This window comes from Mycolicibacterium xanthum (assembly GCF_019710635.1).
Taxonomy (GTDB): domain Bacteria; phylum Actinomycetota; class Actinomycetes; order Mycobacteriales; family Mycobacteriaceae; genus Mycobacterium; species Mycobacterium xanthum.
The window spans coordinates 1-25,177 of record NZ_JAIFZS010000045.1; the positions used below are offsets into that span (position 1 = coordinate 1).

Here is a 25,177-nt window from a genome sequence, read left to right on the forward strand (position 1 = left end):
GGCTCACCCTGTGGCGCAACATCATCGGCCACAGCCCACCGGCGATCGCCACCACCTGACCACCCGCCGAAAGGCCCGACCGCAGCACACAAGGAAAAGCTGGACAGACCAGCAGATACCCCCTGCTCACCACCGGCAAGTGCTCACCAAAGCTACCCCAGCCTCAGCTATAACAGCTCATCGGTGGATCGAGGCTAAGGCGAAGAGTCTCCCAGCCGGGCGGCTGGCGCCGCGCCAGCATCCACCCGCTCACGGCCGCAGCCTCGGTCGCGACAGCGATGAGCGCAAGAACCACAGAGCCGACCAGTCAAGTGCGACGAGTCCCAAGGAGGTGATCACCAGCATGACGGTGGCGCCCTGGTAAATCTGACCGGACATCGCGGGTAACCCGCGCGATTTGCGGGCGAACATCGCGACAAGACCAACCGCCAGGCCGATAGCGCCAGCTCCGATGTGGGGCGCAAGGAGTAGCGGGTGTAGCATCGCACCGCATCTTCCACTATGGACGGTCAAAATAACCGTAGACCGTCCACAGTGGACTGTCAAGGAGCGAGATGACCAAACCGTTCAACGCGACCTCGGCAGCATTGCTGGGATTCCTGCATGCGGGGCCGATGAGCGGATGGGATCTGATGCAGACCGCTGACGCGACGATCGGCGCTTACTGGACCATCACCCGCAGTCAGATATACCGAGAGCTCGCGGTCCTCGAACGGGAGGGGTTTGTTGAGTCCGGCGACGCGGGCCGGCGTGAACGACGGCCGTACACGATTACGCAAAGAGGGCGGGAGAGTTTTTGCGAATGGGTCAACACGAGCCCGCCGCTCGAGCAGATCCGCTTCCCGTTGTTGCTGACGATCGCGTTCGGTGAACATGTTGAGCCACGCAACCTCGCTGAGTTCGTCACGGCGCACAAGCAACTACACCAGAACCGCCTACACGACTACCGGCAACGTGTCGAGGAGCTCGGCGACACCGCGGTACCTTTTTCGCGAGCCACACTGGACTTCGGGATCCGTTACGAGCAAGCCATTCTCGAGTGGTTCCAGGAGCTTCCGAACATTCTCGACTTGCCCACCCACGACGGCGTAGGGGAGTAAAGCGAATCGGGCGTGTCGTTGGCAACCCGCACCGTGTCGTCGATGTCCTCGTAATTCATGACGACCATGATGGCACCGAAGATTTCCTCACGAGCGGACCCATTGCCCCTCCCGATAGCCGAGGATCACCAACTCTCAACTCTGACAAGGCCTTTCCGAAGACGAGAACGAAGTCATCGGGGCGCTCATCGGACACCAGAACCCGAGCCGCGGCGGAAAGGTGGATCAGCCGATTCTGGCCGGCATCGAGTCCCAGCCGCGGACCGTGGACGTCCGGGAGCGGCGGGCGTTTTCGATGTCGATATCCCACTCGGGGAAGCGCTTGAGGACCTCTTCGAGGGCCACCCGCCCCTCCAGGCGGGCCAGCGGCGACCCCACGCAGAAATGCGCGCCGCGGCCGAAGGTGAGGTGGCCACCCGGCTTGCGCCGGATATTGAAGGTGTCCGGATCCTCGAAGTGGCGCTCGTCGCGATTGGCCGATGCCAGCATGAGCAACAGCGCGCTGCCCGCGGGCACGACCTGCTGCTGGAACGTCACGTCGTCGGTGGTGACGTAGCGTGCCACGTGCGGGCCGGGCGGCTCGAAGCGAAGCAGTTCCTCGATCGCCGTCGGGATCAACCGGGGATCTTCGGCGAGTTCCTTCCGCTGGTCGGGATGTTCGGCCAGCACCTTGCCCATCCAACCGAACAGCCGGCCGGTGGTCTCGACACCGGCACCGGCCACGACAGCCAGGAAGACCACCAGTTCTTGCTTGGTCAACTTCCGGACGGTGCCGGTCTCGTCCTCGAACTCCACGTGGAGTAACTCGGTGATCAGATCGTCGGACGGATTCTTCTCCCGCCACTCGACGTACTCACCGAACATCTCGCCGGTGAAGTAGCGCTCTTTGTCGATGTCCAGCGGCTTGCCGGCCTCGTTGCGCAACACGTCATTGGCGTGCGCGCGAACCGCGGGCTGCTCGGAGTCCGGAATGCCGGCGAGCATGCCGATGGTTTTCATGGGAAGTTCGGCGCCGAGGTCTACGACGAAATCGAAGTGCTCGCCGCCGACCAGCGGGTCCAGGCATGCGACGCAGAAGGCCCGCACCTTGTCTTCGATGGCTCGCATCTTCTTCGGGGTGAACGCTCTGGCCACGATCGCGCGATGAATGGTGTGCAGCGGCGGGTCCTCATTGATGAAGATCCCAGGTGGGATCACCGGATCGGTCAGCACGACCTCGAGAATGTCGCCCTTGGCCGAGCTCAGTCGGGCGGTGTCCTTCAGCGCGGCGTCCACATCGTCGTAGCGGCTGACACCCCAGAATCCGTGCCGGTCGTTGTAGTAGACGGGGCACTCATCCCGTAGGCGTCGATACGTCGGATAGGGATCGAGGTCGATCTCGATATCCCACGGGTCGTAGTACAGGTCGCTCATCAGGCCTCCTCGGAGACAGCGTACTGTACGATCGTACAGCGCACACCACGTCGTCGACTGGCATCGAGGAAGACCGCATGAGCAGTTATGACTACATCATCGCCGGGGCCGGCACGGCGGGATGCGTGCTCGCCAACCGCCTGACGGCAGATCCCAGGAACCGGGTGCTGTTGCTGGAGGCCGGCGGCGGGGACCGCAATCCGCTGTTCCACATCCCGAAAGGTTCCGGGATGCTGTTCGACTCCGAGCGGCACATGTGGCACTACATGACTACGCCGTTCGGGTCGAGCCCGCACACCGAGAGGTGGCTGCGCGGCAGGGTGCTCGGCGGATCGAGTTCGATCAACGGGATGGTCTACAACCGGGGCAACCGACGGGACTACGACGAACTCGAACGGCTCGGCAACAAGGGCTGGGGGTGGGACGAGATCCTGCCGATATTCCGCAGCTTCGAGGACAATGGCTTCGGGCCCTCACCGACCCGGGGCGTCGGTGGGCCGCTGCACATCTCGGTGGCGCAAGATCCCGACCCGCTATGCGAGGAGATGATCGAAGCGGGAACGGCTACTGGTCTGAACCGGGTCGAGGACATCAACGAATCGGATGACGAGCGGATCGGCTACGCCACCGCGACGATCAAGAAAGGCCGGCGCGTCAGCGCCGCCCGTGCCTTCCTCCGCCCGGTCCTTCATCGGCCGAACCTGACCGTACGAACCAACGCCGTGGTTCGTCGGATCCTCTTCGACAACGGACGGGCGGTCGGCCTGGAGGTCGCCGACGGCAGTGGAACCGGCGAGGTGAGGGCTGAGCGTGAGGTGATAATCTCGCTCGGCAGCCTGAACACACCGAAGTTGCTGCAGCTCTCGGGTATCGGACCCGGCGAGGTGCTGAAATCCGCGGGCGTCGGCATTTATCTCGAGCGGGAGAATGTCGGTCGAGGGTTGCGCGAGCATCGCTGCGCCACAATGCGTTTCCGCTTGAAGGAAGATCTTGGATATAACCGGCAGCTGTCGGGTAACTTCGCGCAAGCGCTGACCGGGGCGCGCTACCTGGCCACCCGGAAGGGTCCGCTGGCAGCTCCGTCCTTCGACGTCCTGGCATTTGTCAAGTCGCGGCCCGAGGTCGACCGTGTCGACGGGCAGCTACTGCTCGGGCCGTGGACCATTCCGCCCTACAACCTCGGCGAACCCGTTGCCATCGAGCGGGAACCGGGTATCTCCTGTCTCGGCATGGTGTTACGCCCCACCTCCACGGGCCGGTGCGAGATCGTCTCCGCCGACCCTGATGCCCCGCTGCGCATCGACCCGAATTACCTGGGTAGTGACTACGATCGCGAGACCATCGCGCACTTGCAGAGAAAGATGCGTGCCATCTTCGAGCAGTCCCCGATCGCCGACCGGGTCAGCCGCGAAACCTATCCAGGCAGAAGCGTCGACAGCGACGCCGAACTGGTCGATGCGGCGCTCGACGGCGGCTATTGCGGCTACCACGCGATCGGCACCTGTGCGATGGGGCCCGGGGACGACGATGTCGTCGACGGCCGGCTGCGCGTCCGTGGTGTCGACCGGCTGCGCGTTGTGGACTGCTCGACCATGCCGACGATGGTGGCCGGGAATCTGAACGGCCCGATGATGGCGATGGCCTGGCGTGCTGCCGATTTGATCCTCGACGGCAGCTGAGTTCGAGCGGCGCGCGCTCGGCGCACAACCGATTTCGGTAGCCAATGCACAACGCTCGGCTGGGAACCGAGTCCCAGCCGAGCGCTGTGTGGTCTGCCGTCGCTTACTGCTCTGCCAGATTGAGTTGGTACCTTTGCTGGTCCAGGAGGTACAGCAGGTCGCCATCGAGGCTGGAACGAATCATCGAACTTTCGTTGATGTCCGGAGTTGCCGGATCGTCCGGCGTTGTCGGGGTAATGGACCGCTGAAGGGTGTTGATCCTGGCGTCCCCCCTCACGTAGCCCCTGTTCTCCCCTGTGACGGCATCTGTGACGTCGATGTCGGCGAGGTAGTAGACGGTGTTCAGGCCGGCCTTGCTGCTGGTTGATTCGCTGCCGTTCAGTATCATGCCGTCACCGTTGTTGTAGTTGTCGTAGGTGACGGTGCGCACCGTATAACCAGCCCTGTTGACGGTGTCCGGGTCATCTTTCTCGGTGATCGTGTAAGAGCCGCCGCCCACGCCTTGGTACGTCCCGGTTGGCGGCAGCGGCGGCGGGCCCAGAACGTAGGTCTTGAGTGGTTGGAACTGGAACTTCCCGGGCTCGACATTGTCCGGGTCCGGGACCCACAGATCCGGCGTCGACCGATCCGTGATCGTCCCGACGCTGGTCGTGTACTTCACGTTGGCGATCACCAGTCGGGCGTCTTCGTTCGGATTGTTGAGGTCGTACTCCCAGAAGACGACCGCGGTCCCATCGGCGTTCCAGCCAGGCATGCTTCGGGCGGTCCAGTCGTCGCCGTTGGGCTCGCCGGGAAGTCCGTCACCCTGGACGAACAACGGAATACCGTTCTCGCGCTTGAGGTCGTCTTCGACCGCGACCAACCACTCTTGGTTGGAGATATTGAGCGGGAGTGCATACTGAGTGTAGACAGCCCCCTGGATATAGAAGGGGAGGGTCGCTGGCCGCACGATTCTGGTAGCCGGCGTCAGCCCGTCAAACGAGCGCAGGCTTCCTACTGCCATCCACTGCTGATTGGGTGAAAGGTCCATGTCCTCGTCGTAGTCGAGGTTGCCGTTCAAGCGGGTCACCTCGCCGGTCGCCAGGTCGATGATGACGTTGTCGGCATTTCCCTGCTCGTTCAACCCGCACAGGCAGATCACGCCCTTGCCGTCGGGGGTCCAGTTCTTGCTCTCACCGGCGGCGGCGATCACCACCGGGTCCACGATCACGTACTCGATCTGCCCAGTGGTCGCGTTGGTGGTGCGCTGCAATTCTCCAACGACCGGTACGACGCCGAAGTAGCCGTCGCCGCCGAATTGCGGGGGAAGGCCGTTCGCCCCAAGCCGGTTGAACAGGATGTGCTGCCCGTCGGGCGAGATCCGCGGCTCTTGCAGCGGGGAAACACCCAAGACATAGCCATTCGGCTCCCCAGCCGCAGGGTTACTCGGCGGGGGGATGATGGGGACCAGTCTCGCGCTGGAGTTCCCTTCGTAACCTCCGGGTTCGTAGATCATGGCGCTGGCAGCCAGGCCTGTTTCCACCTGAACCAGCACGCGCCCCGAACCGTCGTAGGTGGGAACCGCTTTGAACAGGTCCTGGGTGACCTCCGGCGAAAGGCCACAGGTCAGGCACTGCACGCCGGTGCCGTCGACGTTGACGACATGCAGTTCACTTCGAGTGCCGTCCAGCGGTGTCCCGGTGAAGTAGATCTGGGTTCCATCTGCTGAGAAGCGGGGCGTCCACGGGTAGTCGACACCCAGGTCCGCTTCAGTGAGGATCACCCGCTCGACCGTCGGATTGAGCACCGTCAGGCCGATGGCCTCTACATCGCGGTGCGGCCGAAGGAAGCTCAGCAGGTTGAACTTCTTGTCGGTGACCGAGACCGTGAACGAATCTGTCTGTGGCGCGGTGTAGTTGATGTCGTAGGGCGTGTAGGTGAAGTCGCCCGTCGCCTGGTCGATCGTCAGGGTGCCGTAGCGCGGCGCCTGGGTGACCTTGTAGCGCAGGGCGTCGCCCTCGGGATCGACAGCACCGATGTTGCCGGCAAGTGTCTGCCCGTTCTGCACCGTCAGTTCGCGGTCATAGGCGATGACCGGCGCCTGATTGAACAGCTCCCGCCGAACCCACCCGAGAACCGCCCAGATAATGGGCGTGAAGGGTTTGTCTGAATCGGGTGCCGGGCCCAGGAACGGATTGAGGAGCTTGGTGACGATGCTGTTCAGAAAACCACCGAAGCCCGTGATCGGAGTCGAGACCTGAGTGGACGGCGCGACGGAGTCGTTTGCGGCTGCCGAGAAACGCGCCATCTCGAAGGTGGTCTCGGTGGGTTCCTCGGCAACCGCGGCAGCCTCGCCGCCGCCATCCTCAGCTGACTCGGCGACGAGAGCGGCTGTCGGGCCGCCTTCGCTCTCGACCTCGACCGCCTCGGCCTCGAGCTCGTCTTGGGTCGTGGCCGTTGTCATGGTCGCGGCCGGCGCCACGGTTGTGGGCGTCGTGGGAGTGTTGTCGACGCCCGTGTTGTCGGCATCCGTGTTGTCGTTCGCCGCGTCCTCGAGTGTCTCGTCGTCGGCGGTTGCGTCGTCGTCGAGTGTCTCGTCGTCGGCGGTTGCGTCGTCGTCGAGTGTCTCGTCGTCGGCGGTTGCGTCGTCGTCGAGTGTCTCGTCGTCGGCGGTTGCGTCGTCGTCGAGTGTCTCGTCGTCGGCGGTTGCGTCGTCGTCGAGTGTCTCGTCGTCGGCGGTTGCGTCGTCGTCGAGTGTCTCGTCGTCGGCGGTTGCGTCGTCGTCGAGTGTCTCGTCGTCGGCGGTTGCGTCGTCGTCGAGTGTCTCGTCGTCGGCGGTTGCGTCGTCGTCGAGTGTCTCGTCGTCGGCGGTTGCGTCGTCGTCGAGTGTCTCGTCGTCGGCGGTTGCGTCGTCGTCGAGTGTCTCGTCGTCGGCGGTTGCGTCGTCGTCGAGTGTCTCGTCGTCGGCGGTTGCGTCGTCGTCGAGTGTCTCGTCGTCGGCGGTTGCGTCGTCGTCGAGTGTCTCGTCGTCGGCGGTTGCGTCGTCGTCGAGTGTCTCGTCGTCGGCGGTTGCGTCGTCGTCGAGTGTCTCGTCGTCGGCGGTTGCGTCGTCGTCGAGTGTCTCGTCGTCGGCGGTTGCGTCGTCGTCGAGTGTCTCGTCGTCGGCGGTTGCGTCGTCGTCGAGTGTCTCGTCGTCGGCGGTTGCGTCGTCGTCGAGTGTCTCGTCGTCGGCGGTTGCGTCGTCGTCGAGTGTCTCGTCGTCGGCGGTTGCGTCGTCGTCGAGTGTCTCGTCGTCGGCGGTTGCGTCGTCGTCGAGTGTCTCGTCGTCGGCGGTTGCGTCGTCGTCGAGTGTCTCGTCGTCGGCGGTTGCGTCGTCCTCGAGTGTCTCGTCGTCGGCGGTTGCGTCGTCCTCGAGTGTCTCGTCGTCGAGTGCGTCGTCCTCGAGTGTCTCGTCGGCGGTTGCCTCCTCGTCGGCGGTTGTGTCGTCGGCGGTTGCGTCATCTCCGCCAGTCGTGGTCGCGTCGTCATCACTCGCCGTCGAGTCGCCGTCGGGTGGCGCTTCCGACGTGGAGATCGAGCCGGACGACGTTTCGGTCATGTCTGCCGATGCCACCCCATAGCCGGTTGCGACCGCCGTGACGAGCCAGGCCGCCACCGCAGCACCGCCGTAACCGCCGATCCTGGCGGCGCGCCGAGCTGTGGTCCGCGACGACGGGGGGGCCGCCGGCGTACGGGCCGAGGCCGTGAATAGGGGATTGACAGGCTTGTTTTTGTTCAGGTCGGTCATGAGGCCCCCTCCGAGGGTGTGTGAGTACGATCACATTATTTAATTCGTGTGACGAACTTAATAGCAGTATTTTGTACAAAACGTCAAGGAAAACTTTGCTGAACCCGCCGGAACCCGCCAAGCAGGGCACCCAGGCGTTGCGGTTGCTGCAACGCCAGCGTGTCGTGCATCTGGTTCGGACCTCGGGGCCGCTGGCCCGAGCCGACCTGGCCGACAGGCTCGGTCTGGCCCGGTCCGTGATCACGGCCATCGTCAGCGAACTCCTCGACGACAGGACGCTGGTGGAACTCAGCGCTCGCGTCGAGGGCCCGGGCTACCGGGGCCGGCCGCGCGTGCTCCTCGACTGCAACCCGCAGGCACCCCGAGTGCTCGGGATTTGGATCGACGAACAACGAGCGCGCATCTTCGTAGCCGGCGCCGCGGGCAATGTCACCGCTGAGGGCGAGACGCCGACGGGTGGCAGAAGCCCTGCGTCGGTCATCGGCTCGATCATCGAGATTTCCAGGCAGCTGACTGCCGACTCCGCCGGCGGTGCTGTTGCCGCCGCCGGAGTCTGCATACCGGGATTCGTGGACGGGATCAGCGGTACCGTACTGGAGTCGAACCTCCTCGGCTGGCCCAAAGTTGAAATGGGCCAGATGATCTCCCGTGCATTGGGAATCCCAACCGCTGTACAGGACGCCACCCAGGCCGTCACGCTTGCCGAGGCAATCGCCGGTCAGGCCAGGGAGGTCCGCTCGGCAGTGGTGCTCGACTACGGACGTCGTGTCGGTATCGGGCTCATCATCGACGGAAAGCCCTACGTCGGGGCGACCGGAGTGGCCGGCAGTATCGGGCACATCCCCGCTTTCGGCGGCCGCGCGCGGTGTCGGTGCGGGCGTATCGGTTGCATCGATGCCGGTGTGTCCCTCAACGCCGTCCGAGCGGCCGAAGACAGTGACCTCGGTGGATTGACGAAGGACGCCGATACTTTCCGTGAAGCCATCGATCGAGTCGCGCACACCGCCATGTTCGTGGAGGCGCTCATCGACCCGGAAGTCTTGATCATCGCGGGGCTGGTCTTGGAATTCGACGAGATCATCGACGCTCTCGAAGCCCGGATCGACGAGATCCGGCCGCCCGAGCGGCGTGGCCGAACGAGCACCGTGCGCTCAGAGATCGGGCACATGAACACCCCGGGGAAGACCGGGGAAAACAACTATCGTGTGTCGATAATCGTTGCCCTGCAACAACTCGATCCCGACATTGCCGGCATGGCACGCATGCGGTGACCTGCCACGCGACGTCAGGCCGACACGTCACATCACTGCGAAGCCGGCGTCGACGGGCAGCGCCACGCCGGTGACATGCCGGGCGCCGTCGCCGGTCAGCCACACCACTGCGCTGGTCACATCGGCCGGCTCGACGAACGGTACGGGAAGCAGGTTGCCCGACATCCCGGTGCCCTCCGGATTGGCTTCGAACATCTGTGACATGTGCTCGTTGAAGATCATCGGGGTGGCCACACCGGTGGGATGCACCGAATTGACCCTGATGTTGTGCTTGGCATATGCGTAGGCCGCCGACCGCATCAGCCCAACCACCCCGTGCTTGGATGCCGCGTAGGCGAATGTGGCGGCACTGCCGTCACCGCCGCGGCCGAGAAGTCCCTGCATCGAGCTGATGAGCACCATGGCACCGCCGGTGCCGCGGCGGATCATCGAAGGAGCGGTGGCGACGATCGTGTGCCAGACGCCGAGCAGGTTGGTGTCGACGATGTCGCGGTATACCTGGTCATCCTCGGGATCCGGCAGGCCCATGCCGACAACTCCCGCGTTGGCGACGACGACGTCTACTTCGCCGAATGCCTCGATCCCGGAGTCGATGCCGGCCCGCAGAACTTTCAGATCGCGTACGTCGGCAACCTTCGCCACGATCCGGCCGCCGGCGTCGCGAACGAGCTGCGCCGTCTCGTCGAGATCCTCCTTGGTGGCCAGCGGATAGGGGATCGACTCGATGTCGGCGCAGATATCGATGGCGATGATGTCTGCGCCCCCGGCGGCCAGGGCTACGGCATGACTGCGGCCTTGGCCTCGGGCGGCGCCGGTGACCACCGCTACCCGCCGAGATGTCGGTGGCATTGAGGATCTCCGCGTAATGTGATTGTGCAGTGGACGATTCGAGACGTGACGTCGGGCCGGCCGCTAGCTGATGAGGGCGGGCATGGTGTCCCAGCCGCGGACCGTCGAGGTACGGGACCGCCGGGCGTTGTCGATATCGATGTCCCACTTGGGGAAGCGCTTGAGAACCTCCTCGAGGGCCACCCGACCCTCAAGCCGGGCCAGCGGCGCGCCCAGGCAGAAGTGCGCACCGCGACCGAATGTCAGGTGGCCGCCGGGTTTGCGGTGGATGTTGAAGGCGTCGGGATCGTCGAAATGGCGCTCATCGCGATTGGCGGAGGCCAGCATCATCAGCAAGGCACTGCCGGCCGGGACGGTCTGACCGTGGAACTGGACGTCATCGACGGCGACGTAACGGGCGACGTGCGGGCCGGGAGGCTCGTAGCGCAGCAGCTCCTCGATCGCCACCGGGATCAGCGAATGGTCGTCGACCAACGCCTGGCGCTGATCGGGATGCTCGGCCAGCACCTTGCCCATCCAGCCGAAGAGGCGGCCGGTGGTCTCGACCCCCGCGCCGGCGATCACGGCCAGGAAGATCAGTAGCTCGTCGGTGCGAAGCTTCCGGGTGGTTCCGGTCTCGTCCTCGAACTCGATCGTGAGCAGTTCGGTGATCAGGTCATCGGAAGGGTTCTTCTTACGCCATTTCACATATTCGGTGAACATGTCGCCGTCGAAGTAGTGGTCCTTCTTGACCGGCAGCGGTTCGCCCGGCTTGTTGCGCAGAACGGCATGGGCGTGGGCGCGCACCGAGGGCTGGTCGGCATCGGGAATGCCTACGAGCATCCCGATGGTGCGCATCGGCAACTCGGCACCGAGGTCCTGGACGAAGTCGAAACGATCGCCACCGACCAACGGATCCAGGCACGCCTCGCAGAACGCCCGCACCTTGTCTTCGAGGGCGCGCATCTTCTTGGGCATGAACATTCGGCCGACGAGCGCGCGGTGGATGGTGTGCAGCGGGGGGTCCTCATTGATGAACACGCCGGGAGGCATCACCGGTTCGGCCTTCACCACTTCGAGGATGTCGCCCTTCGCCGAACTGAGCCGCTGCGGATCCCGTAGTGCGGCGTCGACGTCTGCGTAACGGCTGACACCCCAGAAGTCGTGCTTCTCGTTGTAGTACAGCGGTTGCTCGTCTCGGAGTCGACGATAGGTGGGGTAGGGGTCGATATCGATCTCGACGTCCCATGGGTCGTAGTACAGGTCGCTCACGTCATCTCCTCCTGCGAAGCCGGGGTGAGCATATCGCACGTGCTGTACAGATGTACAGCACGGTATCGTTCTGGGGCAACCATGCCGGGGTGACCCATCGGGCGGCGAGATCCCGATGCGGTAGCCCTTCTCCATGGTCGGGCGGCGGTGCCTTCGCTGTGCATTCGTACAGCCAACACCGCGGGGCCGCAACCTGCGCACGGAGGGTTGTGCTCAACGCCCGCATTGGCTATACACTTGTACAGCAATGGGTGATGATGCCCACAGATCGATCGAGGAGAGACGTGAGCCGAGTTGCAGCGGTGACGGGTGCCGGTTCCGGGATGGGTCAGACCATCGCGGCGAAGCTCGCCGAGGACGGTCATCGCGTCGCCGTCATCGACGTAGACGCCGAGGCCGCCGAGAAAGCGGCAGCCCAGATCACGGCGCAGGGCGGTCAGGCGATCGCAGCGCCGTGCGACGTCTCCGACGAACAAGCGGTGAACGTGGCGTTTGATTCGGTCCGGGAGGCTTTCGGCCCCTTGGAAATCCTGATCACCAGTGCGGCGATCTCGGGGTTCACCCGATTCGACAAGATCTCCCTGGACGAGTTCAACAGGTATCTCGCCGTCAACCTCACCGGCACCTTCCTCTGCATCCGCAATGTGCTCTCCGACATGGTGGCTGGGCAATGGGGCCGCATCGTGACCATCTCGTCCGCGGCCGGTCAGAAGGGGGCGCCGGGTCAGGGCCACTACTCGGCCAGCAAGGGCGGCGTCATCGCGATGACCAAGTCGGTGGCGCTGGACTATGCGTCGAAGGGCATCACCGCCAACACGGTTCCGCCGTTCGTGATCGACACTCCGATGCTGCGTGAACAACAGAAGGCGGGAAAGTTGCCTCCGGCGGAGTACCTGACCAAAGCCATCCCGGCCGGTCGGTTGGGCTCCGGAGATGACATCGCGGCGATGTGCGCATTCCTGTGCTCCGATGCCGCCGGCTACGTCACCGGTCAGGTCATCGGAGTCAACGGCGGGGCCGTCATCTGATCGTGCATCGGCCGAGCAGGACTATCAAGACACAGAGGATCCCGGAGGAGCAGCGGTGAAAGTACGAGTCGACGCTTCACGGTGCCAGGGTCACACCCTGTGCGCGATGATCGCGCCCGAGTCCTTCGAACTCGACGATGTCGACGGCACCGCGCACGCGGTCAGCGAAACGGTGCCCGCCGCGCTCGAAGGACAGGTCCTGGAAGCTGCCCGGTCATGTCCCGAGCAGGCAATCGTGCTAGCTGACGAAGGGTCGGACACCGAAGGCAAGACCTCGACCGTTGCGGGTGTCGTGAAGTGAGCACACAGCATGAGCAGGTGAATCCGGAGGCCGAAGTCGCCGAACCGGGTAATCGGTATCACTTCGACCGGCACCAACCGGAATACCGTGAAAAATTTCTCGAGGTCACCCACGAGATGCAACAGAAGTGCCCGCTCGCCTGGACCGACACCTATGACGGCCACTGGGTCGCGGCGGGCAGCCAGGAGGTCTTCGAACTCGCGCGGTGTCCGTATGTCTCCAATGACCACGACGTGCGCAACGAACGCCGTGGCTACAAGGGCATCTCGATACCGGTGATGATCGAGGCCTCGGAGTACCGGGGCGGCATGCTGGAGATGGACGACCCCGAGCATCGCCACTACCGAACCGCGCTCAACCCATATCTGTCGCCGGCGGCCGTCAAACGCTGGGAGCCTTTCGTCGACGAGATCGTCCGTGCGTGCATCGACGACCGTATCGAAACCGGCCGTATCGACTTCGTGGACGACCTGGCGAATATCGTGCCGGCGGTGCTCACTCTGGCGATGCTCGGCATACCGCTGGACAAATGGACGATCTACAACGAGCCCGCCCACGCCTCGGTGTACACCCCGCCCGACTCGCCGGACGCGGCGCGGGTCCGCGACCTCTACGTCGCCATGGGCGTCGATCTCTATACGAATCTGGTCGAGATCCGGGACCACCCCAGGCCGGGCATCATCGACGCGCTCGCCAAGCTGCGCATCGACGGTGAGGCGCCACCCGACATGGAGCTGATGGGCATGTTGAACCTGCTCATCGGCGGAGGGTTCGACACCACCACCGCGCTGACCGCACATGCGTTGGAGTGGCTGTCTCAGCACCCCGACGAGCGGACGCGGCTCAGCGAAGAGCGGCGCGCTCTGCTGAATCCCGCGACCGAGGAGTTCCTGCGGTTCTTCACGCCGGCGCCCGGAGACGCCCGCACGATCTCGCAGGACATGGAACTCGACGGGACCACATTGAAGGAAGGGCAGCGGCTGTGGCTCTCATGGGCCATGGCCAACCGCGACCCGTCGGTGTTCTCTGATCCGGACGAGGTGCATCTGGACCGGAAAGGTAACCGACACTTCAGTTTCGGACTCGGCGTGCATCGGTGCATCGGATCCAACGTGGCGCGTACGGTGTTCAAGTCGATGTTGACCGCGGTGCTGGATCGGATGCCGGACTATCGCTGCGATCCGGAGGGCACGGTGCACTATGACAGCATCGGCGTCATCCAGGGAATGCGGCACCTGCCGGCGACATTCACCGCTGGCTCGCGGTCGGGTCCGGGCGTCGACGAAACGGTGACCAAGCTGCAGCGCATCTGCGAGGAGCAGGAGCTGGCCCGGCCCATCACCGAACGCAAGGAATCCGCCGCGATCGGCGACTGAACTCGTTCGGCAGCAGCACGTTTCCGTATCAGGACAAACAACAGGAAGAGGTGGGACATGTCGGCAGGTGCGCCGGTCGCAGTGGTGACGGGAGCGAGTCGCGGCGCCGGCGTGGGTATCGCCCATGCGCTGGGTAGTCACGGATGCACCGTGTACGTGACCGGCCGTAGCGAACAGGCGGGGGACTCCGCACTGCCGGGTACCATCCACGAAACCGCGGCCATGGTCACCGCGGCCGGCGGAACCGGCATCGCAGTGCGGGTGGACCACGGAGACGACGAACAGGTGAGGGGTCTGTTCGACCGAGTGGCGGAGGAGCAGGGCAGGGTCGACATCCTGGTGAACAACGCGGCCATCATCCGGGACGCCATGATGGGTCGCACGAAGTTCTGGGAAGAGCCGATCAACGTCATCGACACGCTCGACGTCGGCCTGCGCAGCAGCTATGTCGCCACGGTATATGCGGCGCCACTGATGCTGCCGCAAAAGCGCGGACTGGTGGCCTTCACGTCCTCGTCGGGTTCTGTGCACTACGCGTTCGGCCCCGCCTACGGGGTGCCCAAGGCCGGCACCGACAAGATGGCCGCCGATATGGCGGTGGACTTCCGGGAGTTCGGCATTGCGGCCGTGTCGATCTGGATGGGTTCGCTGTTGACCGACCGCGTCCGGAAGATCATCGCCAGCAAGCCCGACAAGTTCGGTCACATCCTCGACACCGCGGAGACTCCCGAGCTCACCGGCCACGTGATCTGGGCACTGTTCAACGATCCCGAGCTGATGGAACTCAGTGGTCAGACCCTGATCGGCGCCGAGCTCGCGGTGAAATACGGAATCAAGGACGAGGACGGCCGCCAGCCACCGTCCTACCGCGAGCTCTTCGATGTCCACCCGACTGCACAATGTGCGCACGTCATGCGATGACGGTCTCGCGGGCTGGACGCCGTGAATTCGCTGCCCCGATCGGTTCAAGAGGTGAATTGCGTTGCGGATCGGCCTGACCGGAGGCGGATCCTCCGTCGACAAGATCGTTCAGCAGGCCCAGCAGGCGGAGGCCGACGGATTCTCCGCACTGTGGTACGCCAGTGCTGTCGCGGGTGATCCGTTGGTGGCCATGGCCATCGCGGGCAGAGCCACCGCCAGGATCGAGTTGGGTACCGCGGTCCTGCAAACCTATCCGTGCCATCCGCTGTTACAGGCCAATCGCGTGGTCGCGGCCGCAAACGCCATGGGAAGGCCGGGTCTGGTCCTCGGACTCGGTCCGTCCCACGAGCCTGTGGTCCGAGGCGTGCTGGGCATGTCCTATGACCATCCAGCGCGCAATACCGAAGAGTACCTGAGCATTGTCAGTGGGCTATTGCGCGGTGAACAGGTGGATTTCGACGGTGCATACTGGTCGACCCACTCTGGCGGCCGCACAGTGACTGCCGAACATCCGGTGCCGGTACTGCTGTCTGCGCTGTCGCCTCGGATGCTGAGCATCGCGGGGCGGCTGGCAGACGGCGTGGTCTTGTGGATGGCCTCCGCGACCGCGATCGCCGATCGGATCGCACCGGCGCTGCGGTCAGCGGCCGGTTCCGACAGGCCGCCGCCGCGCATCGTTGCGGGCCTGCCCGTCGCCGTCCACGATGACGTCACAGCAGCTCGTGAGTCGGTGGCCGCGACGTCTTCCTCGTATGCGGGGATGGCGAACTACCGGCGGATCATCCAAGCCGGTGGAGGGGTCGACCCCGCCGACATCGCGATCGTGGGCAACGAGACCTCGGTTCACCGGCAACTCACGGGTCTGCTCGAAGCCGGCGCCACCGAGGTATGGGCGCAACCAGTCGCGGTAGGTGTCGATCGTGCGGAACGCGTGGACTCCATCCGGCGAACGCGAACGTTGTTGAGCGAACTCGCTCGCGAGGGTTAGCGTTTCGTCCCACCAGGGGCCGGCGAACGATCACGTCAGCCACGTCGGGGTCGCGCGCCTCCGCCGTAGACGATGTCGGCCCGCTGGGGATCCCAGCGGTTGTGGAACACCACGTCGGCCAGCGGGCGGCGGCGCACCGGGCCGTGGTGACCGCGTGGCCAGCCCACCACGACATGTCCGGCGAGGAACCAATTGTCAGGTATGCCAACGGCTTCGCGCAGGATCTGCTCTCCGTCGTAGGAGGCCCAGCTGGTGATGCAGGCGCCCAGACCCTGCGCGCGCGCCGCGAGGTAGAAGTTCTGCAGCGCGGGATAGATGGACCCTCCCTGGAGGTACTCCGAGGCGAATTCGTTCTTGAACGCCGTGAACAACACCGACGTGTATTCACCCGCCCGGTCGTGAAGTTCGTAGGTGGCCCGGTTGTTGCGTGCCGCGCGGCTAGTGTCTTCGTCGGCGGGACGAGTCATTCCGTAGATGGCTTCAATTGTCTGTAAGGCGGTCTGAGCGGCCGCCGCGACAGCAGCCCGCTGGTCTGCTCCATCGAGAACGATGAACCGCCAGAGCTGGGCATTCGCGCCATTGGGTGCCCACGTCGCGGCCGCGAGGCAGCGTTCGAGCGTCGCGGCGTCGACGGGTTCGTCGGTGAAGCGGCGGATCGATCGGGCGGTCGCCAGGACCTCCCAGACGTCGTTGCTCGGATGTCGCATCCCATTGGTGTACTCGACGCGCGCGAAGTTGTCGAGTGTCCCGCGGAGCAGTCTCGCAAACGTGGCTCTGCATTCCGAATCCGATGATCCTCGTTGAACCCGGTCCGACCGCCGTCGGTGATGCTGTACAGTCGTATTGCACTTGACGCGCGACTGCCAGGGATAGGAAGTGACGTTGTGAATGACAAGTTCTCGATGGAGGGTCGGGTCGCCATCATCACCGGCGGCGGAACCGGAATCGGCCGGGCCTCGGCGATCCTGTTGGCTGAGCGCGGCGCCGACATCGTGCTGGCCGGACGTCGCCTCGACCCCCTGAAGGAGACCGCCAGCGAGATCGAGGCGCTCGGTCGCCGCGCAGTTGCAGTTCCGACCGACGTGACCAAGGCCGACGAGTGCCGCGATCTCGTCGACGCCACGCTCGCCGAATTCGGTCGGGTCGACGTCCTGATGAACAATGCGGGCGGCGGTGAGACGAAGTCGATCATGAAGTGGACGGACGAGGAGTGGGAGCAGGTACTGGAACTGAACCTGTCCAGTGCGTGGTATCTGTCCCGGGCCGCCGCCAAACCGATGATCGCGCAGGGCAGGGGGGCGATCGTCAACATCTCCTCGGGAGCCAGCCTGCTGGCCATGCCGCAGGCCGCGGCGTACGGGGCCGCAAAGGCGGGACTGAACAACCTGACCGGATCGATGGCAGCCGCGTGGACGCGCAAGGGTGTCCGGGTGAACTGCATCGCGTGCGGTGCGATCCGGACCCCCGGTCTGGAGGCCGATGTCAAGCGTCAAGGGTTCGACATCGACATGATCGGGCAGACCAACGCCTCGGGCCGTATCGCCGAACCCGAGGAGATCGGCTACGGAGTGCTGTTCTTCGCCTCCGACGCCTCGAGCTACTGCTCCGGTCAGACGCTCTACATGCACGGCGGCCCCGGTCCTGCGGGTGTCTGACGCCGGCGTAGGCACTGTGCGACGACACTGCAGACGTTCCCCGTTCATCTTGGAGGCAATCGAATGAGCGTCAGTCATGTGGGCTTACGTGTCCGCGAACTCGACCGTCAGAAGCGCTTCTACGAAGCGCTCGGTTTCACCGAAGTCAAGCGGTTGCGCGTACCGGACTCCCTCGCCGGCGGCCTGCTCGGGCTGGATTCTCCGATCGGTTTCGAGGCCGTCTATCTGCAGAACGGCGACTTCGTATTGCAGTTGCTGACATTCTCGGGCTACCCGGCGCCAGACGAGGCTGAGCGCACGATGGTCGGAGCCGGTCTCACCCACCTGTCGATCGCAGTCGACGACATGGCGGCGGCGCAGGCCGCTGTCCGATCCGCGGGCGGTGCCGTCATCGCAGATCCGGGCGGGGGATTCGCCTGCATGATTCGTGACCCCGAAGGTCAGTTGCTGGAATTGGTGCACACCGACGTGGCTCCGGTGCCACGCAGCTGAACTCGATGGCGGCCGAGCGAGATCGCCGACAGCGTCAGCAGAGTTCACCGATCATGTCCGCGTAGCGGTCCAAGAACGGCAAAGTCGTTGCGGGATTGTCACCTTCGCGCCGGCCTCCGCCCAACACCACCCGGTTGAATCCGAGGTCGCGATAGGTCGTCAGACGCCGGAGTGACGGGTCCCCCCACGCCATGATGGTGAGGTCCAGCCTTCCTGGGTCCCGGCCGGTCTCTTCGGCCGTGCGACGGAAATCTGCGAGTGCGGCCGCGACGTCCCGCAGCCCGGCGTCGCCAGGAAGCCAGCCGTCGGCCCAAGGCAGGCACTGGCGGGTTGCCTTGGGTCCGGTGGCGGCGGCCAGGAGTGGGGGCCGAGAGGGTTCGTACGGCTTCGGATATGACCACACCGGATCGAAGTCGAAGAACTCGCCGTGGTGTTCGGACTCATCGTCGCACCACAATGCGTCCAGCGCAGCCACCATGTCTGCCAACGCACGATATCTGTCCGCCCAGGCGATTCGTCGGGACACCTCCAACTCGACGCGAACCCCCACTCCTACGCCGAGGAGCAGCCGGCCACCGCTCATGTGGTCCAGGGTGGCGACTTGCTTGGCGAGCGTGAACAGTTCGTGTTCCAACGGCAACAGCACGGCCGTGCCGAGCCGAAGTTCGGTGGTCGCCTGCGCCGCCGACATCAGCGATAGCAGAGGGTCGAGAATTCGCTTCTGAGACGCCAGTAGACCGGCCGGGAACTGGTCCCGGCCGCGCACCGGTATCTGCGGATGCTCGCCGACCCACATCGACTCGAAGCCGCGCGATTCCAGCTCGGAGGCGAGTTGGGCCGCCGCGAGATCGCGTGGCGTGTTCATTGAGACGAACCCCAGGTCCATTGGGCATCTTTCGGGTCGGAAGCCGCTGCTGTACGATCGTATTGCACCACCGGTCAGGCAATGATGCAAGGGATTTGGAGCATGATGCGCGTATCGGACGAGAAAGCGTTGTCCTACGACCCGTACGACGTCGGGATCGACGTGGATCCGTATCCCACATATCGGCGGCTACGCGACGAGGCACCCGTGTACTACAACGAGAAGTTCGACTTCTGGGGCCTGAGCCGCTTCGCGGACGTGGAGTCCGCGCTTCGCGACGTGGAGAACCTCAGCTCGGCCAAAGGCGACATCCTCGAGGTGGTCAAGGCCGAACCGACCATGCCGCTCGGTGTCTTCATCAACGAGGACCCGCCGTTGCACACAGTCCATCGACTGCTGGTCTCCCGCGCGTTTACACCGAGAAAGATGAAGGCTATCGAGGAGCAGGTTCGTGCCTTCTGCGCCGCGTGCCTAGACCCTCTGGTCGGCGGTGACCGGTTCGACTTCACGCTCGACCTCGGCGCGGAGATGCCGATGCGAGTCGTGGGCATGTTGGTGGGCATTCCCGACTCGCTGCAGCGGTCGGTACGACAGGTGGCCGGCCAGCGACTCCGCAACAAGCCAGGCGAGCCGTTGCCGGTGAGTAAGGACAACTACTTCAACGGCAACATGTTCCGGGAGTATGTGGAATGGCGGGAAAAGAATCCCTCCGACGACCTCGTCACCGAACTGCTGGCTGTGGAGTTCAAGGATGTGTCCGGCGAAGTGCGCAAATTGAGCAGTGAAGAGCTTCTGGTCTTCCTGGGTGTGATTGCCAATGCCGGCACCGAGACGGTGGGTCGCCTGTTCGGTTGGCTGGGCAAGCTGCTGGGTGAGCACGCCGATCAGCGCCGGGAGCTGGTGCAGGACCCGTCACTGATACCCGGCGCGGTGGAGGAGGTCCTCCGCTACGAGCCTCCGGTCCACAATATCGCGCGCTATGTGACCAACGACGTTGTCTACCAGGGACAGACGATCGCCGCCGGCAGTGCTCTGCTGCTGATGGCAGGGTCGGCGAACCGCGATGAACGCAAGTTCGATGATCCCGAGCGGTTTGACATCCACCGGAATGCCAACCATCTGTCGTTCGGGCGAGGCACGCACTTCTGCCTCGGTGCATCGCTTGCGCGACTGGAGGGTCGTGTCGCGCTGGAGGAGATCCTGAAGCGTTGGCCCGACTGGACCGTGGACCTCGCCGGGGCGGTTCGGGCACCGACGGCGACGGTGCGCGGCTGGGACTCGATGCCCGCCATTCTTGGCTGATGAAGGCGGGCCGGCCGGTCACTCCGGGGCTGCTGGAGGCGCAACCGGCACGTTGAGCAGACTGTCGGGGGTCGGGACCTCCGCGAACTCCATTCGCCACGGCGCCTTGTCGTGCTGCGCGACCCAGCAGCCACCGGTCTGGTCCAGTGGCGCCGTGGCCGCAAGCAGGACCGCCTTGGCGATGGCGTCCGGTTCCATGACGGGAACGCCGATTCGTTCCAACAGTGCGCGACGGTTGCCGAGCGCTGCGGTCTCGGTGATCCCCGGACAGATCGTGTGCACGGCGATCATCTCGGGGGCGAGGTTGGGGGCGATGGCCCGCATGAACCCGACGACGCCGTGCTTGCCCAGCGTGTAGACAGGGTCCGGATGCCAGGGCATGATGCCCGCAAGAGAGGCGGTCGCCAGGATCGCGCCCTCGGTCCGTTCCGGGCGGGCCCGTAGCGTGCGCACCGCTGCGGCGGCTCCGAACACCACACCGTCGAGGTTCACGCCCACGGATTTCCGATAGTCGGTGACGTCGAGTTCGCCGATGTCGCCGGACCAGCGGATCGTGATGCCGGCATTGAGGAGCGCGAGATCCATGCTCCCGAACTCCTCGACACACGTGGCGAATACCCCGTCCACCTGGCCGTGGTCCGAGACATCGCATTGGAGGCCGATTCCGTCGATCGACGCCGCGACGGCGGATGCAGCCGCACCGTCGATGTCGACCACACAGACCCGCATGCCTTCGTCGGCGAGGCTTTGCGCGGCAGCCTTTCCGATGCCGGAACCCCCACCGGTCACGAGTGCTACGCGCCCCTGCAGCTGCACCGATCCGCCCCTCTCCAAAGAGTCGCTTCGCCGTGAAACGCGACGGCCGCCGAGTCGAGACGGCGTCCGTCGCAAGGGATTCGGTCAGTACCGCTCGACCGGTTCACCGTCCAGGACCAGCGGCCGGGCGTAAGACGGATCTGTCTTGTCCCACTTACCCTTGATGAAGCCCTTCACTGCGCCGGAAGCCATGACAGACGAGTCGCCGGTCATCATCCATTCGACGGTGCACCGGCGCAGGGCGATCTTCCAGACCCCGTCGCGACGCTCGAGGCGATCGAGGTAGCGGCCGCCCATCAGGGAGACGATCTTGCCGCCCTTGGCCCGCATGGCGCCCATCACGTAGGTCTCTGCGTGCGCTACGTCGCCGTCGATCTCACAGGTGTGCGTCGTGATGTTGTGCAGGTGATCCTCGAACACCTTGCTGTGTGCCGCGTTGGCCCACTCGCCGTACTCGGGGCCGAGTTTGACGATGGGGCCGTGCTCGTCGATACCGTCCTCGTGATAGACGCTGGCCATCAGCTCTGCATCGTGGCGGTCGTGACCGCGGGACTGGTTCATGATGCAGTCCAGGATCGCCGTCCGGTCTTCGAGGTACTGCACCCGCTTGCGCAGCTGGTCGAGGTCATCGGTGTTCGACATGGTGGTCCTTTCGGGAGGTTCGAGGCGCCAATGCGCTGTACACCTGTATAGCACACCTGAAGGTGGTGGCAATGTGCTTGACCCTGTCGGCAGCTGCTGCTATACACACGTACAGCACAGAAGGCCGCAACCCGAAAGTACTTTCCGCATGCCCCCAACGCACGAAACCGATCAGCTCGACATCGCCGGAGGCGGGAGCGCGATGAGCGCGACTTCCCCCGGGGTGACCGTTCTGGTAGTGGTGGGCAGCCTGCGCAAGGCCTCCGTCAACCGTCAGCTCGCACAAGTCGCCATCGAGAATGCGCCCAGCGGCGTGCAGATGGTGTTGTTCGACCGGGTGGGTGAATTGCCGCTATACAACGAGGACCTCGATACCGAACCGCCGCTGGCACAGGTGGCTGCGCTGCGCGAAGCAGCCGGTGGCGCTGACGCGGCCCTCGCGGTCACACCCGAATACAACGGCAGCATCCCCGGCGCGCTGAAGAATGTCATCGACTGGCTGTCGCGTCCCTACGGCCGAAGTCCGATGAAGGGCAAGCCGGTAGCGGTGATCGGAGCTTCGCTCGGCCAGTACGGGGGTGGCTGGGCCCACGACGAGGCGCGAAAATCGTTCGGGATCGCCGGCCTGCAGGTGGTCGACGACTGCACGCTGTCAATGCCCACGAAGTCGCTGGCGGGCAGGCACCCCGCTGAACACGATGAGGTAGTGCAGCAGCTTCGCGGAATCACGCAGCGCCTAGCAGCGGCTGTGGTCCGCTAGCCGATTCGCCTGGTTCGGTCGACGGAAGATGCTCGCCGGATCAGATCGGCGTCGGCGTCATCGAACTCTCCCAAGTGAGGTTCGGCGGCTTCGACGATTCGGTAGAACCTGTCCCATACCGAGTTGGAGGGCAAACCGAAGCGGGAGAACGTGTCCTCGTCGTCGGGGCCCCCGAAGGGCGCCCAGGTGAGTACGAAAGTCAGCAGGTGGCGATCGAAGCAGTCGATGTGCCGCACGGTGGCCGGGTGGATGTCCCGGACCGGAGAAGCCGTGCCCGTCCCACGGCCGACGATGGTCACCCGGGAAGGCCGATCGTCTTGATGGCCAGGTACTCCAGGTAACCGTGGCTGCCGTTGCGATAGCCGAGCCCGCTCTGCTTCGTGCCCCCGAAGGGGCTGGTGATCCCGAAGTGGCTCTTGCCGTTGATCGTGACATTGCCTGTTCGCATCCGGGTCGCCACCGCGAGCGCGCGGTCGACATCGCCGGACGAGACCTCACCGGAGAGACCGTAGATGGAGTTGTTGGCGATGGCGATCGCGTCGTCGTCGCCGTCGTAGGGTGTGACCGTCAGGACGGGACCGAAGATCTCTTCCTGGGCGATCTGTGAGTCCGGATCGACGTCGGCCAACAGGGTGGGCTGGGTGTAATAGCCCCGCGGAAGGTTCTCCGGTACTCCGCCTCCGGTGATCAATCGAGCCCCCGAAGCGATGCCACTCTCGATCAGACCAAGCACCTTCTGCCGCTGCGCAGCACTGATTTGCGGCCCCTGCATGACGCCTGGTGTCCAGGGGTCTCCGACCGGGAAGTTCTCCATCGACGCTTTCAGCAGTGCGAGGCCTTCCTCATATCGACTGCGTGGCAGAAGGATTCGGCTGGGCAGAATGCAGCTCTGGCCGGACATCACACAGGCCATCATCGCGGCTAACGGGAGCGCTGAATTGAAGTCTGCGTCGTCGAGCACGATGTGGGCGGATTTGCCGCCGAGTTCGAGCAACGTCTTCTTGACCGTGGGGGCTCCGGCCGCGAGTATCGCGCGACCGGTCGCTGTAGAGCCGGTGAAGGTGATCATGTCGACCCGCGGATCCGCGGAGAGGGCGGCGCCGACCTCGTTCGAATTCGATGTGACGACATTGAACACCCCGGCAGGGATGTCGGTTTCCTCGGCGACGATACGGCCGAGTTCGCTACCCGACCAGGGTGTCAACTGAGCAGGCTTGAGGACGACGGTGTTTCCCGCCATCAATGCCGGAATGGTTTCGGCGACATTGAGGTAGAAGGGCACGTTCCACGGAGTGATTGCGCCGACTACTCCCATCGGCTCGTAGTGCAGTCTCCGTCGCGCCGGGCCGAGGGCCGTCTCATGCATACCGGTATCGACCTGATAGTCGAACGATCGGCCGTAGTCGGCCCAGTGTTTGACCTCGGCGATCGGATCCTCGATCTGGCTGGCGGTCACCGTGATCGGACACCCGACCTCGGTGATCAGAACGCGGCGCAGGCGCTCCTTGTTGCGATCGAGCGCCTGGTGCAACTGCATCAGGCAGTGGTGGCGGAACTCGACATCGCGCGACCACTCCGTGTGGCCGAATGCGCGCGTCGCGGCGCCGACCGCGCGTTCCATATCGGCCACCGTCGCGTCGGTGGCCTGACCGACGACTTCGGCGGTGGCCGGGTGCTCGACATCGAAGGATGCGCCCGAATCGGTGAGCTGCAGTTCTCCGTCGATGAGCATTCGCGGCTCGCCGGGCAGAACGCCGATGTCCTCTACATTCGTCATCGGCGCGACTCCTTCCATGCCACGGCTCATCGGGCGGCGACGTTCGCCCCCGGGGTCCGAGCCAACCATTCACCCGATGCTATACGAGCGTACAGCAAAACCGGGCCGGCGCGGTCTCGGGGCTTGCAGGTGGGGCCGGCGTCAGCTGAGCGCTGTGAGGGACCGGACGTTCATCGGCGGCGGGCAGAGCGATGCCTGGGCGCCGCCGTGTTCGTCTTCGCGACGTTCGGGGTGCTGGGCGACTTCGTGGTTCCGTCGGCGGGGGGTTCCAGCATGTTCACGTAGCGCTCGAAGGCGGCGGTCACTTCCTCGTGGGCGGTGTCGACACCGACGCCTTCCTCCAGACTCAGGAGTTTGGGGAGTCCGGAGATCAGCAGCTGCAAAGCCGGAAGGGACAGGTGCCCCCCGGGATGCGCACCTTCACCGAACTTGGCTGTGAGCGCGTCCAGTTGGAGCTTGCGCATCTGCTCGGTCACGCCGGCGATTTCGGCACGAATCGACTTGCGATGGTTGCCCAGGGCCATGAACTCGGTCATCAACGCCCCGGTTGCCTCGTGCCAACTGAATTCCCACACGGCCCGCAGTGGGTCTTCGACATGCCTGTCCAGCGCCCGGGCCAATACGGCCAGATTGCGCTCTGAGTAGCGACGGATGGCGGCCAGGAAAATGTCGTCGAGCGTGGGGAAGTAGTACTGCACCAGGCTCGGCGTCACGCCGGCCGCTGTTGCCACCGCACGGTAGCTGACACTCGCGTAACCCTCGTCGAGCATCATCTTCTCTACCCGGTCCAACAGGGTGTCCCTGGTTTTGGAGGTTTCGGCGCCCACGCGCCGCGGCGATGATGCCATGGTCTCCTCGCTCGATCGGTTCTGGACATTCTCGCACTCGAGGTGGTGCTGTGCGTTGGCATAGGCCATGTTTCGAT

At 64.6% G+C, this 25,177-nt stretch carries 24 protein-coding genes; 12 read left to right on the plus strand and 12 right to left on the minus strand.

Features of this window, described 5'->3' with window-relative positions:
* Positions 1 to 554 precede the first annotated feature (554 nt).
* Positions 555 to 1,100, plus strand: coding sequence for a PadR family transcriptional regulator (locus JDV09_RS17530; RefSeq protein ID WP_221370421.1), 546 nt, complete (start codon positions 555 to 557; stop codon positions 1,098 to 1,100).
* Here the strand turns inward: JDV09_RS17530 and JDV09_RS27520 are convergent.
* Positions 1,019 to 1,216 (minus strand): aldehyde dehydrogenase family protein, encoded by a 198-nt coding sequence (locus tag JDV09_RS27520; RefSeq protein ID WP_372452953.1) that lies wholly within the window; start codon positions 1,214 to 1,216, stop codon positions 1,019 to 1,021. The genes JDV09_RS17530 and JDV09_RS27520 overlap by 82 nt on opposite strands.
* A 109-nt stretch (positions 1,217 to 1,325) precedes the next feature.
* Positions 1,326 to 2,513, minus strand: a complete 1,188-nt coding sequence (locus tag JDV09_RS17535; protein WP_221370422.1) for a cytochrome P450 — start codon at positions 2,511 to 2,513, stop codon at positions 1,326 to 1,328.
* 77 nt (positions 2,514 to 2,590) lie between these two features.
* Here JDV09_RS17535 and JDV09_RS17540 point away from each other — a divergent pair, with 77 nt between their 5' ends.
* Positions 2,591 to 4,192: a GMC family oxidoreductase gene (locus tag JDV09_RS17540; protein ID WP_221370423.1), complete on the plus strand. Its 1,602-nt coding sequence runs from the start codon at positions 2,591 to 2,593 to the stop codon at positions 4,190 to 4,192.
* A gap of 103 nt (positions 4,193 to 4,295) precedes the next feature.
* Here the strand turns inward: JDV09_RS17540 and JDV09_RS26885 are convergent, their stop codons facing one another.
* Positions 4,296 to 7,958, minus strand: coding sequence for an Ig-like domain-containing protein (locus JDV09_RS26885; protein WP_255605536.1), 3,663 nt, complete (start codon positions 7,956 to 7,958; stop codon positions 4,296 to 4,298).
* A 95-nt stretch (positions 7,959 to 8,053) separates the two neighbouring features.
* On the opposite strand from JDV09_RS26885, the gene JDV09_RS17550 reads away from it, so the two are divergent.
* Positions 8,054 to 9,229, plus strand: a complete 1,176-nt coding sequence (locus JDV09_RS17550; protein ID WP_255605537.1) for an ROK family transcriptional regulator — start codon at positions 8,054 to 8,056, stop codon at positions 9,227 to 9,229.
* Between the two features lie 27 nt (positions 9,230 to 9,256).
* On the opposite strand, the gene JDV09_RS17555 is transcribed toward JDV09_RS17550, so the two are convergent.
* Together JDV09_RS17555 and JDV09_RS17560 are read right to left on the minus strand one after the other, a co-directional pair.
* Entirely contained in the window at positions 9,257 to 10,078 is an 822-nt protein-coding gene (locus JDV09_RS17555) for a mycofactocin-coupled SDR family oxidoreductase (RefSeq protein ID WP_221370424.1), read from the minus strand.
* A gap of 63 nt (positions 10,079 to 10,141) precedes the next feature.
* Positions 10,142 to 11,329: a cytochrome P450 gene (locus JDV09_RS17560; RefSeq protein WP_221370425.1), complete on the minus strand. Its 1,188-nt coding sequence runs from the start codon at positions 11,327 to 11,329 to the stop codon at positions 10,142 to 10,144.
* A 284-nt stretch (positions 11,330 to 11,613) separates the two neighbouring features.
* Here JDV09_RS17560 and JDV09_RS17565 point away from each other — a divergent pair, with 284 nt between their 5' ends.
* The 5 genes from JDV09_RS17565 (at position 11,614) to JDV09_RS17585 (ending at position 15,943) form a co-directional block, all read left to right on the plus strand.
* Entirely contained in the window at positions 11,614 to 12,357 is a 744-nt protein-coding gene (locus JDV09_RS17565; RefSeq protein WP_221370426.1) for an SDR family NAD(P)-dependent oxidoreductase, read from the plus strand.
* A gap of 55 nt (positions 12,358 to 12,412) precedes the next feature.
* Positions 12,413 to 12,658: a ferredoxin gene (locus tag JDV09_RS17570; protein WP_221370427.1), complete on the plus strand. Its 246-nt coding sequence runs from the start codon at positions 12,413 to 12,415 to the stop codon at positions 12,656 to 12,658.
* Positions 12,655 to 14,034 (plus strand): cytochrome P450, encoded by a 1,380-nt coding sequence (locus JDV09_RS17575; protein WP_308124157.1) that lies wholly within the window; start codon positions 12,655 to 12,657, stop codon positions 14,032 to 14,034. The genes JDV09_RS17570 and JDV09_RS17575 overlap by 4 nt, the downstream gene beginning before the upstream one ends.
* A 57-nt stretch (positions 14,035 to 14,091) precedes the next feature.
* Positions 14,092 to 14,955, plus strand: coding sequence for an SDR family NAD(P)-dependent oxidoreductase (locus JDV09_RS17580; RefSeq protein ID WP_221370428.1), 864 nt, complete (start codon positions 14,092 to 14,094; stop codon positions 14,953 to 14,955).
* A gap of 61 nt (positions 14,956 to 15,016) precedes the next feature.
* The gene (locus tag JDV09_RS17585) at positions 15,017 to 15,943 is read left to right on the plus strand and encodes a TIGR03564 family F420-dependent LLM class oxidoreductase (RefSeq protein WP_221370429.1); all 927 of its coding nucleotides are present in this window, start codon (positions 15,017 to 15,019) and stop codon (positions 15,941 to 15,943) included.
* A 35-nt stretch (positions 15,944 to 15,978) separates the two neighbouring features.
* Here the strand turns inward: JDV09_RS17585 and JDV09_RS17590 are convergent, their stop codons facing one another.
* Positions 15,979 to 16,650, minus strand: a complete 672-nt coding sequence (locus JDV09_RS17590; RefSeq protein ID WP_221370430.1) for a nitroreductase family protein — start codon at positions 16,648 to 16,650, stop codon at positions 15,979 to 15,981.
* 177 nt (positions 16,651 to 16,827) lie between these two features.
* On the opposite strand from JDV09_RS17590, the gene JDV09_RS17595 reads away from it, so the two are divergent.
* Both JDV09_RS17595 and JDV09_RS17600 read left to right on the plus strand, forming a co-directional pair.
* Complete coding sequence (locus tag JDV09_RS17595; protein ID WP_221370431.1) at positions 16,828 to 17,598, plus strand: SDR family NAD(P)-dependent oxidoreductase; 771 nt, start codon at positions 16,828 to 16,830, stop codon at positions 17,596 to 17,598.
* Between the two features lie 63 nt (positions 17,599 to 17,661).
* Positions 17,662 to 18,090 carry a VOC family protein gene (locus JDV09_RS17600; RefSeq protein WP_221370432.1) on the plus strand — a complete coding sequence of 143 codons (429 nt, stop codon included), beginning with the start codon at positions 17,662 to 17,664 and terminating at the stop codon, positions 18,088 to 18,090.
* Positions 18,091 to 18,124: 34 nt separating this feature from the next.
* Here JDV09_RS17600 and JDV09_RS17605 read toward each other — a convergent pair whose 3' ends face one another.
* Positions 18,125 to 18,976 carry a TIGR03619 family F420-dependent LLM class oxidoreductase gene (locus JDV09_RS17605; RefSeq protein ID WP_221370433.1) on the minus strand — a complete coding sequence of 284 codons (852 nt, stop codon included), beginning with the start codon at positions 18,974 to 18,976 and terminating at the stop codon, positions 18,125 to 18,127.
* 84 nt (positions 18,977 to 19,060) lie between these two features.
* Between JDV09_RS17605 and JDV09_RS17610 the strand changes: the two genes are divergently transcribed.
* Positions 19,061 to 20,257, plus strand: coding sequence for a cytochrome P450 (locus tag JDV09_RS17610; protein WP_221370498.1), 1,197 nt, complete (start codon positions 19,061 to 19,063; stop codon positions 20,255 to 20,257).
* Positions 20,258 to 20,275: 18 nt separating this feature from the next.
* Here the strand turns inward: JDV09_RS17610 and JDV09_RS17615 are convergent, their stop codons facing one another.
* The gene (locus JDV09_RS17615) at positions 20,276 to 21,091 is read right to left on the minus strand and encodes an SDR family oxidoreductase (protein WP_221370434.1); all 816 of its coding nucleotides are present in this window, start codon (positions 21,089 to 21,091) and stop codon (positions 20,276 to 20,278) included.
* 66 nt (positions 21,092 to 21,157) lie between these two features.
* Positions 21,158 to 21,715, minus strand: a complete 558-nt coding sequence (locus JDV09_RS17620; protein ID WP_221370435.1) for a nuclear transport factor 2 family protein — start codon at positions 21,713 to 21,715, stop codon at positions 21,158 to 21,160.
* Between the two features lie 202 nt (positions 21,716 to 21,917).
* On the opposite strand from JDV09_RS17620, the gene JDV09_RS17625 reads away from it, so the two are divergent.
* On the plus strand, positions 21,918 to 22,475 hold the full coding sequence (locus JDV09_RS17625) for an NAD(P)H-dependent oxidoreductase (RefSeq protein WP_221370499.1): 558 nt from the start codon (positions 21,918 to 21,920) through the stop codon (positions 22,473 to 22,475).
* Here JDV09_RS17625 and JDV09_RS17630 read toward each other — a convergent pair.
* The 3 genes from JDV09_RS17630 to JDV09_RS17640 form a co-directional block, all read right to left on the minus strand.
* Complete coding sequence (locus JDV09_RS17630) at positions 22,472 to 22,774, minus strand: hypothetical protein (RefSeq protein ID WP_221370436.1); 303 nt, start codon at positions 22,772 to 22,774, stop codon at positions 22,472 to 22,474. The genes JDV09_RS17625 and JDV09_RS17630 overlap by 4 nt on opposite strands.
* Entirely contained in the window at positions 22,771 to 24,252 is a 1,482-nt protein-coding gene (locus tag JDV09_RS17635) for an aldehyde dehydrogenase family protein (protein ID WP_221370437.1), read from the minus strand. The genes JDV09_RS17630 and JDV09_RS17635 overlap by 4 nt, the downstream gene beginning before the upstream one ends.
* 170 nt (positions 24,253 to 24,422) lie before the next feature.
* Positions 24,423 to 25,100: a TetR/AcrR family transcriptional regulator gene (locus JDV09_RS17640; protein WP_221370500.1), complete on the minus strand. Its 678-nt coding sequence runs from the start codon at positions 25,098 to 25,100 to the stop codon at positions 24,423 to 24,425.
* Positions 25,101 to 25,177 lie beyond the last annotated feature (77 nt).